This window comes from Saccharibacillus sp. CPCC 101409, from assembly GCF_030518235.1.
Taxonomy (GTDB): domain Bacteria; phylum Bacillota; class Bacilli; order Paenibacillales; family Paenibacillaceae; genus Saccharibacillus.
The window spans coordinates 14,656-26,185 of the sequence record NZ_JAULSA010000010.1; the positions used below are offsets into that span (position 1 = coordinate 14,656).

General features: G+C 61.6%; 9 protein-coding genes. 4 read left to right on the plus strand and 5 right to left on the minus strand.

The features are described 5' to 3' along the window. Positions 1–147: 147 nt before the first annotated feature. On the minus strand, positions 148–2,952 hold the full coding sequence (locus QWJ34_RS19000) for an FAD-dependent oxidoreductase (protein WP_302730276.1): 2,805 nt from the start codon (positions 2,950–2,952) through the stop codon (positions 148–150). A 180-nt stretch (positions 2,953–3,132) separates the two neighbouring features. Beyond that, a complete protein-coding gene (locus QWJ34_RS19005; RefSeq protein ID WP_302730277.1) occupies positions 3,133–4,011 on the minus strand; it encodes an AraC family transcriptional regulator in 879 nt (292 codons plus the stop codon). Positions 4,012–4,233: 222 nt separating this feature from the next. Here QWJ34_RS19005 and QWJ34_RS19010 point away from each other — a divergent pair, with 222 nt between their 5' ends. Further along, positions 4,234–6,264 carry a beta-galactosidase trimerization domain-containing protein gene (locus QWJ34_RS19010; protein WP_302730278.1) on the plus strand — a complete coding sequence of 677 codons (2,031 nt, stop codon included), beginning with the start codon at positions 4,234–4,236 and terminating at the stop codon, positions 6,262–6,264. A 26-nt stretch (positions 6,265–6,290) separates the two neighbouring features. Here QWJ34_RS19010 and QWJ34_RS19015 read toward each other — a convergent pair whose 3' ends face one another. Then, positions 6,291–6,557 (minus strand): DUF6809 family protein, encoded by a 267-nt coding sequence (locus QWJ34_RS19015; RefSeq protein ID WP_302730279.1) that lies wholly within the window; start codon positions 6,555–6,557, stop codon positions 6,291–6,293. A gap of 110 nt (positions 6,558–6,667) precedes the next feature. Here QWJ34_RS19015 and QWJ34_RS19020 point away from each other — a divergent pair, with 110 nt between their 5' ends. Continuing rightward, the gene (locus tag QWJ34_RS19020; protein WP_302730280.1) at positions 6,668–6,880 is read left to right on the plus strand and encodes a helix-turn-helix domain-containing protein; all 213 of its coding nucleotides are present in this window, start codon (positions 6,668–6,670) and stop codon (positions 6,878–6,880) included. A 63-nt stretch (positions 6,881–6,943) separates the two neighbouring features. Here the strand turns inward: QWJ34_RS19020 and QWJ34_RS19025 are convergent, their stop codons facing one another. Then, positions 6,944–7,795 (minus strand): LysR family transcriptional regulator, encoded by an 852-nt coding sequence (locus QWJ34_RS19025; RefSeq protein ID WP_302730281.1) that lies wholly within the window; start codon positions 7,793–7,795, stop codon positions 6,944–6,946. A gap of 113 nt (positions 7,796–7,908) precedes the next feature. Here QWJ34_RS19025 and QWJ34_RS19030 point away from each other — a divergent pair, with 113 nt between their 5' ends. Next, positions 7,909–8,466, plus strand: a complete 558-nt coding sequence (locus QWJ34_RS19030) for a DUF4865 family protein (protein ID WP_302730282.1) — start codon at positions 7,909–7,911, stop codon at positions 8,464–8,466. Here the strand turns inward: QWJ34_RS19030 and QWJ34_RS19035 are convergent. Next, a complete protein-coding gene (locus QWJ34_RS19035; RefSeq protein WP_302730283.1) occupies positions 8,454–10,277 on the minus strand; it encodes an SGNH/GDSL hydrolase family protein in 1,824 nt (607 codons plus the stop codon). The two genes, QWJ34_RS19030 and QWJ34_RS19035, sit on opposite strands and share 13 nt — an antisense overlap. 190 nt (positions 10,278–10,467) lie before the next feature. Between QWJ34_RS19035 and QWJ34_RS19040 the strand changes: the two genes are divergently transcribed. Further along, positions 10,468–11,460: a D-cysteine desulfhydrase family protein gene (locus QWJ34_RS19040; RefSeq protein WP_302730284.1), complete on the plus strand. Its 993-nt coding sequence runs from the start codon at positions 10,468–10,470 to the stop codon at positions 11,458–11,460. The last annotated feature ends 70 nt before the right edge of the window (positions 11,461–11,530 follow it).

Below are 11,530 nucleotides of genomic sequence, written 5' to 3' on the forward strand. Positions count from 1 at the left end.
CTTACCACGCGCCTCTTGCAAGCTATTTGGCCCAGATCTTCTTTCAAAAGATATCCAAAAAACGCAAAACAAAAAGGCTGTCCTCCCGTTTAATTGAAAACGGGAGGACAGCCTTTTTTGCAATTTGTCTTCTCTCTGCCGCTTCGCTTACACTTTTTCGCGTTTGCCCGCTTCGACGCCAAACTTCTCCAGCATCCGCCCGGCGGTTTGGAGGCCGGATACGAAGCGCTGTTTTATATCGGCTTCTTCCAGTTCCCGTTCGAAGCCGGAAGCGCAGGTGTTTTCCGGGGAGCAGGGACGCGGTCGGTCCGCGATATAAGCGAGTACGGCGTTGGCCGGGACGGCGCCGGTCCGCCGCAGGGCTTCGAGCGCCGGCGGGACGAAAGCTTCCAGGCGGCCTGCCGCCCGGGAATCGCCGGAGGCCGACGGAAGGTTCCGGCAGATGTCGAGATAAGCTTCGCCCGGATAGAAACCGGGACGGAGGCGCACATCCAGCTTGTCCGCGCCGATCCGCACCGGGCGGCGGACTTCCTGCCCGCCGAGCTCGCTGTCGGCGTTCAACAGCAGCGCGGTCAGCGTGGCGCACTGCGTGCCGCTTTTCTCGGCCGTCGTACGGCAGTCCGCGCTCTGCCGGGCCATCAGCAGGGCCGGGCCGTTCTTGCCGGCGAGATGCAGCCGGGTTCGGCCGTCTTCGCCTGCTTCTTCGCTCAGTAGGCGATGTTCGTACAGCACGCTTACGCCCGCTTCCCGCAGCAGGCGGTCGACGGTCAGTTGAAGCCGTACCGGCTCGGCTTCGCCCGGATTGCGGATGCCGCCCAGTGCGCCTTCGGATCGCAGCCTTGCGATCCACGCGCCGAGAATCTCATGCTCCGGCGCGGAGAAATCTTTCTCGCCGGGAAAGCGGGTCATGCGCGATCCGGTAGTCTCCGTCAGCAGCCCGCTGCCGCTTTCGATCAAGACCGTGCGCATGCCCGCGCGCCCGAGCGTCAGCGCGCAGATCACGCCGGCCGCCGTTCCCCCGATCACCGCCGCTTCGAACTCGCCGAGCGTCGGGCCCGTGTCCGCTCCGCCTTCTTGGGACCGGTCTTCGCCGCCGTCCGGCAGCAGCTTTGCCGCGGCCAGCCGCACATAGCTTCGGCGGTTCGCCGCCGCGCGTTCCTTAATGGCGCGAACCGTTTCTTCTTCGCCCGGACAGCCGGCCAGAAAAGCCGCCGCCCGCAGCTCCAGGCTCCAGCGCAGCGACTCTTCCCGTTCGCCGTGCATCCGGTAATCGCGTCCCGTGCCCGGCCGGCCCAGCCACTCTTTGAGGCTGTATGCGGCGGAAGCCCGCTGAGCCGGAGCCAGGCGCGGCGAGATCGCGCACAAATAATCCAGCAGATACGTACTGTGCGCGGCGCTTGCGCCTTCCGCCAGAGCCGCCGCCGCTTCGGCCGCGGCCGCCGGGCTTTGCAGCAGGCGCAGCAGCACGAACGCAGCGATCCAGAGCGGCACGCATTTCGGATGATCGCTCAGCTTGCCGGGCAGCCGCGCGTTAATGACGCCGAGCAGAAAAGACGCCGCTTCGCTTCGTCCCAGCATGCACAGCACGATGGCCGCGCAGAACTGCGTTTCGCGATTCCCGCTTTCCAGTGTGCCGATCAGCCGCAGCACGGTATCCGGCTCGGCTTCGCCGCTGCGGGTCAGCAGCCGGATCGCTTTCCAGCGTTCGTCCGTATCGAGGTAACCGATCAGTTCCGGCACGCGCCGCGCCGTTCGATCCGGACTTTCTTCCAGGCCGGCCAGCGGGCCGGAACGAAAGCGCAGGTTCCGTCCCTGCGCCCGGTTCAGGTCGCCGGCTTCCAGCACGCCCAGCTCGACCAGCCGTCTCCGAAGTTCCTGCCGGCCCAGCTCCCGAGGCGTACAGCCCGCCCGAAGACCGAGCGCCGCCGCGACGCCGGCGGCTTCGCCGACTTTGTGCATGTCTTTTTGCATCCGCACACCCATCCCTACGTCCCGTTCGACCGACAGCGCCCGGCCCGCGACCAGGATACCGTCGAGTCCCCGGGGCAGCAGCGCGCCGTACGGAATATCGCACCAGAGCCCTTTGACGAACAGTCCCAGCACCCCGATCCACAGCTGGCTGAACGGACTTTCGCTGCCGGTGTCGAAGCCGTGGTTGTCCAGATGCGAATAGCTGCGGCAGATCGCATCGGGCAGCGGCGTGTCTTCGATATAGGCTTTGACGTCGAGCGTCGCGTCGCCTTCGATCAGCCCGCCTTCGCGGACGCCCAGCATGGACGAGATGCCGAAATAGCGTTTGCCCCGCGAAACTTCTGCTTCGATCCATTCCCGGCCGCGCTCGAACGCTTCCGACACATCCCACGGATCGTACGGATCGACCCAACCCGCGTCCAGATTGTCGTAACCGATCCGACCGTCGACCAGGCCGCGCGGAATCAGCGAATAATTGTGATAAATGCCGTCGAGACCGCGTCCGTACCGCAGCCGTCCTCCGGCCATACGGACCACATGCGCGTTGCCGGTGCAGTCGATCGTGACGCCCGCCCGGATCTCCAGCCGACCGGCCGGCGTCAGCGCGCGCACCCCTTCGATTGTACCGCCCCGCGCCAGTACGCCGTACACCGCCGAATCCGTATACACGCTTACGCCGCGTTCCTCGCACATCGCCGCAAGCACCGTCCGCTTCGCGTCGGGATGAAAACCTTTGGTCGTGCCGCCGAATACGCGCGCCGTTTCCTCCGCCCGCCGGTCGATCTCTTCCTGCAGTCCGCCCGGCGATCCGTAATAGTAACGGTGAATCCCGCCGCGCGTCGCCACTCCTCCAAGCGCGCAGTCGTACTCCGCCAGCACGACGGACGCTCCTTCTCCCGCCGCGGCCAGCGCGGCTACGCATCCCGCCGTTCCGCCTCCGACCACCAGCACATCCGTCCGAATCGTTTCTTCCCCATCCATGTTCCTCTCCCCTTTCGCGCAAAGAGACAAAAGCATACAAAACAGTAAGAAGAATATCTTCACAGCCTTTTTAACCCTTAATTTCGCGGCGAAATCACGATTTTCTTCCTTTCGGAAAAAGGAGCTGCCACGCGTCTTCTCCGGCTTTTCGCTTTGCGCCGCAGAAAGGATGCCGAAGCCTTATTCCTTTTGAAAAACGCCGTATCGGCGCCGGTATTCGCCGGGCGTCAGCCCGCTTTCCCGTTTGAACAAACGCGCGAAATAGTTGGGGTCCGGGAAGCCGCAGCGTTCGCCGATCCGGGCCAGCGGCTCGTCCGAATGCGCCAGCAGCCGCTTGGCCCGCTCGGTTTGCAAACGGTGGCGGTAAGCCAGCGGACTCAGGCCCGTGTACTGCTTGAGGCAGCGCGACAAATAATCGAAATGGTAATGCAGATCCCGCTCCATCTCCGCCGAATCGAACGGATGCTCCAGCCGCTCCGCCAGATACGCCGCCGCCTGCTCGCCGAGCCGTTCCGCGCGCGAACGCGGCGAAGACGCTTCTTTGCTTTTTTGCAGTTCGAGCAGCAGAAGCCCGAAGTTCAGGTGCAGCTCGTAGGAGCGCTGAATCGTCAGGTTGTCGCGCAGCTTCAGCATCTGCTTCAGCAGCGGACGGATCGCGTGGAGATCGACCGGACCGAATTTGGGAATCGAGACGGCGCCCGGGTACGGCTCGGTGTCCTGGTCGGTGCGCCGCTCCAGCGGCCGGCCCGGTCCGCCCCCGTTCTCCTGCGGCCGCCGGCGATCGCGCGCATGGCAAAAATGAATCCAGTACACTTCCGTTTCCGTATCGGTCGGGCGGTAGCCTCCATGCGTTAGACCCGGCTCGAGCACGAGCATCGAACCCGCCTCCACCTCGTAGCGTTCACCGTCTTCTTCCAGATACAGCGCGCCTTCCGCGCAAACAATCAGATCGTAGGCTTCAAATATCCGCTGCGCATGCGTCATCCCGCGCCGCCAGACGCCGTGCCCGATCGCCGCGATCTGCGGGATAGGCGGAACCTGGAATTCCAATACGCGCATCCTGTTTTCCTCCTCCCCGAGGGCCGCCCGCCCAGGCCGTATACGCAAACTCGGCGACGTGCATCTTTGCCTGCCTTCGGAGTATGCGTATACGCTCTGGATCGTTCAAGCGGCGCTCAAGATGTAGAGATTGTACGATACACGGTCGAGATTGTCAGCTCCGTTTGCGGTTTTTCTTTAGTACAGTGGTAGATATCGTACGATTAACAGGAGGTCCAATATATGCGATTACGCCAGGTTCATCTCGATTTCCACACGTCCGAACATATTCCGGATATCGGCCGCGACTTTTCCAGAACGCAGTTTCAGGACATGCTGAAGCTCGGCCGCGTCGATTCGATCACCTTGTTCTCCAAATGCCATCACGGCTGGGCGTATCACCCGTCGGACGCCAACGAGATTCATCCGAACCTCGAGTTCGACCTGCTCGGCGCCCAGATCGAAGCCGCGCACGAGATCGGCGTCCGGACGCCGGTTTATCTGTCCGCCGGACTCGACGAGAAGCTGGCCCGCCGCAAACCGCAGTGGCTGATCCGCGACCGGGAGGAGCGCATGAGCTGGACGGCGGACTTTATGCACCCGGGTTATCATCAATTCTGCATGAACACGCCGTATCTGGATATTCTCGCGGACCAGGTGCGGGAAACGGCCGGACGCTACGACGCGGACGGCATCTTCCTCGATATCGTCGGCGTGCGCGAATGTTACTGCCAGTCCTGCACGGCCGGGATTCGACGCCGAGGTTCCGATCCGCGTCATACCGAAGACATGCGGGCCATGTGGGAAGAAACGTATTTTCGGTACACAAAGCGGATGCGCGATGCGGTCGATTCCGTCAAGCCGGGACTGCCGCTGTTCCATAACAGCGGGCACGTTGCGCGCGGACGGCGCGAGCTGGCGCGTGTGAATAGTCATCTGGAGCTGGAATCGCTGCCGACCGGCGGCTGGGGCTACGATCATTTCCCGCTGTCGGCTCGCTACGCGCAGGGGCTCGGCATGGACGTGATCGGGATGACCGGCAAGTTCCATCATTCCTGGGGCGAGTTCGGCGGCTTCAAACATCCCAACGCGCTCCGGTACGAAGCGGCGCTGAGCCTGGCCAACGGAGCGGGCTGCTCGATCGGCGACCAGCTGCATCCGTTCGGCGCCATGGAGCCGGCGACCTACGCGCTGATCGGCGAAGCATACGCGGAAATCGAAGCCAAAGAAGAATGGTGCCGGGATACGGAGTCGGTGGCGGAGATCGCGCTGCTGTCGGCCGAAGCGGCGGGTTCGGACTTCGGACTGCGCGAAACGGGTTCGGCGGCGGGCAGCGAGTCGATCGCCGACGCCGGCGCGGTGCGGATTCTGCTGGAAGGCCATTATTTGTTCGACGTGGTCGATGCGGAGAGCGAGCTGGACCGTTACCGGGTTGTCGTGCTGCCGGACTGCATCGAAGCGTCGCCGGAGCTGGAACGTAAACTGCGCGGCTTTGTCGAAAAAGGCGGCAAACTGCTCGCGACGGGACGTTCGGGGCTTAGAAATGTACTCGAATCGGATCAAAAACCGTCCGGTCCTCTGTTGGCGTTCGCCTTCGATTTCGGCGCGCGCTGGGAAAGCGAATCGGCTTACGCTCCCTCGTATATCCGGCCGGATTTCGAACTTCCTTCGCTGCGCCCTTCCGCCTACGTGGTATATTCGGCAGGCCAGGAGATCTCGCTGAAGACCGGCGGTCGTCGATTCGGCAGCAGGGAGAATCCTTTTTTCAATCGCGAACTGTTCGCTTTCTCTTCCCACCAGCACACCCCGTCCAATCCGCAGGACGCCGGTCCAGGCATCACGGAAGGGGCGGACGGCATATATGCGGCGTGGAATCTGTTCGAAGAATATGCGCTGCACGGCAGCCTGCCGGTCAAGCAGATTCTGCTGCATATGCTGGATCGTCTGCTGGACACGGCCGGCGGAGCGCGCATCCTCCGGGCCGATCTGCCGGCGCAGGGTATCGTTACGCTTCAGCGCCAGCCGGCGGAGAAGCGCTGGATCAACCATCTGCTGTACGCTTCGCCGGTTCGGCGCGGACGGAATACGGAGATCATCGAAGACCTGCCGGAGCTTGAAGCAACCAGGGTCGCCCTGCATGTCGATCGGCCCGTTGCAGACGTGTATCTCGCGCCGCAGCGCACGCCGATTCCGTTCGAGCAGACAAACGGGCAGGTGTCTTATACGGTGCCTAAGTGGTCGTGCCATCAGATGGTCGTGGTGCAGTTCGGGTAGTCCGATCCGGGTACGCCGCTTCTTTTTTACTTCATGGATACTTCAACGATAAGCTTCGCCCCGTCGCGAAATCCGTGCATATAAGAAGAAGCCGCCTGTACCGAGATCATCTGGTCGAACAAATCCAGCAGCCGCTCCAGTTGTTTGAACTCCGTTTCCGGCAACCGCTTGCGCCATTGCTCCGTTTCCAAAGCGATCTCGCGGTTCAGCGAAAAATAATCCGGCGAGTCGGGAACCGGCCTTTCGCTCGGATTGATTTTGCCGTAATAAAGCTGCTCCAGAAATGTTTCCATCTCGTTCACCCTTTCTTCCCTCTGCCTGTATTTTTAAATTTTATACGAAAACCGCATAAATCTCAATATGCGCTTTTTGCATAAAGTAAGCTTGATCCAGGTGATGAGGGATGTATAGAAGAATTAGAGATTTGAGAGAAGACCGGGACTTAACCCAGCAGCAGGTAGCGGCCAGCTTGAATATCACACAGGCCACTTATTCGCGCTACGAAAACGGAATTCTCGATGTACCCAGTGTTATGCTGATCAAGTTGGCCGACTTTTACGGCGTCAGCATCGACTACCTGCTGGGCCAAACCGACTCTCCCAAGCGGCGAAAATAAAAACCGACAGAACGCTTCCTTTTGGAATGCGCTTCTGCCGGTTTCTTTTTGCCTGACAAACGGTTATGCGCGCGCTTGCGTCAGAATCTTCTCCAGCCCTTCCGCCAGCTCTTCGAAATCCGCCGGCTTCCTTCCCTCGCCGATCCAGATGCGGATAAACGTCTGCCGCAAACCGTCTGCTTGAAACACGCGCACCCGGCCGTTCTCCGGTACGGCGTGCGCCGGCAGCAGCGAAATCCCCGCGCCGAGCGACACCGCGCGGACGATGCCTTCCACCGTGTCGAACTCCATAATTTCCGGGGCAGCCGAACACTCCGAAACGTTCCAGTCCAGCAGCGCGTTCCGGTACGGACACGACGGCAGGCGGTTGACGACAAGCGGAAGCAGGCACAGTTCTTTTTCCGTTTCGCACGAAGCCGGCGCGACGATCCGCAGACGTTCCGGCATACGCCGAATTTCCCGCGAACGGGCAAACGAATGTATGCTGTTGGTCACGACGCAATCCAAACTTCCGTCGGAAAGCCGCCGCTCCATGTCCCGCTCGTCCGGCGTTTCGACCGACAGGCTTGCGCCGGGATGCTCCCGCCGGTAAGCGACGAGCAGCGGCGGCAGCAGATAACCCGCGATCGTCTGGGTAGCGCCGATTCGCAGCGACGACGCGGCGGGCTTGAACAGCGCGGCCGTCTCGTCCAGCAGACTCACAATCCGTTCCGCGCGCCGCAGCAGCTTTTCCCCGTCCGCCGTCAGCGTCACGCCCCGGTGATGCCGGATCAGCAGCGCGGCGTTCAATTCGTTTTCCAGCCTTTTCATATGCGCGGTTACGTTCGACTGCACATAGCCCAGCCGCTCCGCCGCTTTCGAGATCGAGCCCGCGCGCGCCACTTCCCGGAAGATCCGCAGTTCCAAACTTTCCATATCGCGTCCCTCCCATCATTTCCAATGATACCCGGTATCACAAACAGCCGCTACCGCCGTCCGCGGAGCGCGCGTACAATATCCCCATAAACTCCGAAAAGGAAGTGTTTGCGATGATCGCCATGCAGTACAAAATCGCTTTTCCCGACGATTACGATATGAACCTGATTCGCCAAAGAGTCGAACACAACGGCGCGAAAACCGACGGTTTTCAAGACCTGCTGTTCAAAGCGTATCTGATCGCCGACAAATCGCGTTCGCCAAAGTCCGCCAACGAATACTCGCCGCTGTACCTGTGGGCGGACAGCGGCGGCATGAATCGTTTTTTGTTTGACGGTTTTTACGACAATATCCTGAATTCGTTCGGCTGGCAAAAGGTGCAGATCGGCGTGCCGCTGAACTGCGAGCTGACCCCGCATTTTGCCGAATCCAGGTTCGTCGCGGAGATCGAACACGAAATTCGGCCGGTCGGGCGGATGGAGCGAATGGAGTTTTCCCCGGAGCCGGACGGCTGCACGGGCAAGATGCTCATTTACAATCCCGACAAATGGCGGTACGCCGAGTACTTTTTCTCCGCAAACAAACCGGAACTTCCCGCTTCGCCGGACGCGTCCGTTTACGAGGTGCTGCATCTGTCTTTGCCGCAGAGCGGCGCGCCTTATTCCGTATAGCCGAAGCACAGAATCGTAAACCGCTTGTCTTCGTCTCCGGGCGCGATGCGAATCTCCACCGTATGCTCGGCCGCAGTCTGCTTCATATACAGGATCGCGGGGTTGCAGTGCGTCCAGTTGTTCTCGTGCGGATCGGCGGTCAGCTTCAGCGCTCCGTCCACGTAAACTTCGGCCTTACCGAAATCCGTACTGCCGGAGTCTTTGAACACGAGCACCAGATTGCGGCTGCGGATCTTAAGGCGGAACGGTTCTTTATCGCGGCGCCCGGCCGAACCGTTATACATCCAATTGTGCGGAAACTGCGGCGTGCCGAGCGGATCGGCGTCGAGCTCGACCATTTGCAGCTCGGCGTCCGATTCCGCGAATCCGCCGGCTTCGATGATCGCCGCTTCCGCTCCGTTTGCGCGATCCAGCAGGCGTACGCGTTCGAAATCCGCGCCGTAAACCGGCTGCGGCAGTTCGGACCGCTCCGGCGCTGAAGGAGCTTCTTCCGCCGCCTGCGCAAACAATTCCGCCAGACTGTCCGCCATAATCCGGTGCCCGTCGTTGGTCGGATGATACGTATCGTAGAAAAACTGACGTTTGGAAATAACCCCGCCTTCTTCCCGCGTCAGGCCGAACTGCGGCACAATAGCATTTTTCACGCTGACCATCGGCAGACCGCAGCGTTCCCCGATCGGGATCAAGCGCTCCTGCAAATTCCAGTCGTTCATAAACACGCTGAACAGCAGCACGACGGCCGGACGGTTCGGCGCATTAAGAATGCTGCGGCAGAGACTTTCGTAGCAGATTCCCCGGGTCTCGTCGCCTTCGTCGTTGACCGCGAATTCCACAACCACAATGTCCGGCAGCACTTCCCCGCCCCGCAGCACATCGCGCTCGTAGCGGATCATCCCCAGCTGTGAAGGCGTTCCGCCGACTCCGGCTTTGACGAACCGGACGTTGGCGATTTCTTGCGAACCGGCTTCGCTGCCGCTCCCGAACGCCGCCGCGAAATCCCGGTACGACAAATGCGCATAGCATTCGGTATGGATCGGCTTGGCGCCGGCGCCCTGCGTGATCGAACCGCCGATGTATCCCAGCGTCACTTCTTCGCCCCGCCGCGCCCGGTCGATCGCCGCCCGCAGCCGTCCGGTGCGGTCATGTTGAATCAGCGAGCGCCGGATCATCGCCCTGTACGCCGCCGAGCCGGTTTCGACCGGCGGCTCCATCTGCGGTTCCGGGACGGCAAAGCCGTCGTTGAGGTAGAAAGCGACGCTGACTTTCGCCAGCTCGCCGGGCCGGTCGAACTCGAAGGCCAGCTTGCCGGGCACGTCGTCGTCTTCGTTCCACTCGACGCCGCCAAGCTCCAGCACGCGTTCCGCCCCGTCCGCCGGGCAGTCCATGCGCAGCGTCGTGCCGGTTTCGTAGCGGGAGGTACGGCCCCAGTTTTGCAGCACGAACGTGAGCGTATGTACCGAATCTTTCAAATCCCCGCCTTCCGTCTCCGCCGTAATCCCGATGCTGTGCACCAGCTCGCGAAATCCCGCGCACGTATGCAGCCGCTCCAGAACCGATTCGTCTTCGACGCCGCCGGTGAACCGGACTTTCTCGGCCAGGCGGCCGCTGTCCAGATACACTTCCTGCGACGGCCGTCCGGCCGCACGCGGCGTCGCTTCGATCTGCGCTTCAAACAGCACATAGCAGAAGCTGCGGCGCTCGGCGGGATCTTTCGGCGCTCTGGGCGCGGACTTTCCAGTCTGTGCGGTCTGTCCGGTTTGTACGGCGCCGCGTCTTCTTTGTTCGGCGATTGGGTTCGTGTTGCGCTCCATGCCATCATCTCCGCTTTCCGATAATTTCGGTTTGTTTCTTCCACTATACCGCCGGCCGCCGTCTGATGAAAAGGCTTTCTTCATAGAAACGCAAAACTTGTATACAAAGGAAAACGATGCGAAGCCGGCGAAAGAGGTTAAAAAAGGAAACAAGGCTTTTCGTCAATTGATCGCAAAGGAGCTGCAAAATATGACCAGAATGCCTTCCCGAATTTCTTTTGCCAATCTGCCGACCCGCATCGACAAGCTGGAGCGGCTGTCCAAGCGGCTCGGCGGCCCGGAGCTGTATATCAAGCGCGACGACCAGACCGGCACCGAGTGGTCCGGCAACAAGATCCGCAAGCTGGAATACTGCCTGGGCGAAGCGCTGAACGAACAGGCCGATACGCTGATTACCTGCGGCGGCATCCAGTCCAACCACTGCCGATCCACGGCCGCCGCGGCGGCGAAACTCGGGCTGCGAACGATTCTGGTGCTGCGCGGAACGCAGCCGGAAGCGCCGCAGGGCAATCTGCTGCTGGACCGGCTGTTCGGCGCGGAGATCCGCTGGATCGGAGGCGACGATTACCGCGACCGGCGCGATTCGATCATGGCCGGCATCCAGAACGAGCTGGCCGCGCAGGGCCGGCGCGCTTACGTGATCCCGGAAGGCGCATCGAGCGGACTCGGCGCGATCGGCTATATGCGGGCGCTGGAAGAGATCGCCGAACAGGAGCGGGAGCTGGGCATCCGCTTCGACGCGATCGTAACCGCGATCGGTTCGGGCGGAACGTACGCGGGACTGCTGCTGGGGCGCGAGAAGCTCGGGACCTCGCACGAGATCGTCGGCTTCAACGTCAGCGCCGACGCCGCCTATTTCGAGAATGCGGTCCGGCGCATTCTCGACGAAGCGGGCGCTTATCTGGACGAACCGCTGCCCCGGGCGGCCGAAGCCATGCGCATTGTGGACGGCTATGTCGGGCGGGGCTACGGCCTGGGGCGGCCGGAAGAACGGTCCCTGATCCGCGAAGTCGCGTCACTCGAAGGGATCGTGCTCGATCCGGTTTATACGGGCAAAGCGTTTTACGGACTGACGCGGGAGATCGAGCTGGGGCATTTTGCGCGCTTTAAACGCATCTTGTTTATCCATACCGGCGGATTGTACGGGCTGTTTCCGCAGCACGGGGAGTTTGCGGCGGAGTGACCGACGCACAACCGTCGGATTGGAGCGGTATGGGAGCGTTGAACGACGCACAAATTTCGGTCACACGGGA

Coding starts and splice junctions, on each gene's coding strand:
- QWJ34_RS19000 (WP_302730276.1), bottom strand. CDS start 2,952: ATGGATGGGGAAGAAACGATTCGGACGGATGTGCTGGTGGTCGGAGGC.
- QWJ34_RS19005 (WP_302730277.1), bottom strand. CDS start 4,011: ATGCGCGTATTGGAATTCCAGGTTCCGCCTATCCCGCAGATCGCGGCG.
- QWJ34_RS19010 (WP_302730278.1), top strand. CDS start 4,234: ATGCGATTACGCCAGGTTCATCTCGATTTCCACACGTCCGAACATATT.
- QWJ34_RS19015 (WP_302730279.1), bottom strand. CDS start 6,557: ATGGAAACATTTCTGGAGCAGCTTTATTACGGCAAAATCAATCCGAGC.
- QWJ34_RS19020 (WP_302730280.1), top strand. CDS start 6,668: ATGTATAGAAGAATTAGAGATTTGAGAGAAGACCGGGACTTAACCCAG.
- QWJ34_RS19025 (WP_302730281.1), bottom strand. CDS start 7,795: ATGGAAAGTTTGGAACTGCGGATCTTCCGGGAAGTGGCGCGCGCGGGC.
- QWJ34_RS19030 (WP_302730282.1), top strand. CDS start 7,909: ATGATCGCCATGCAGTACAAAATCGCTTTTCCCGACGATTACGATATG.
- QWJ34_RS19035 (WP_302730283.1), bottom strand. CDS start 10,277: ATGGAGCGCAACACGAACCCAATCGCCGAACAAAGAAGACGCGGCGCC.
- QWJ34_RS19040 (WP_302730284.1), top strand. CDS start 10,468: ATGACCAGAATGCCTTCCCGAATTTCTTTTGCCAATCTGCCGACCCGC.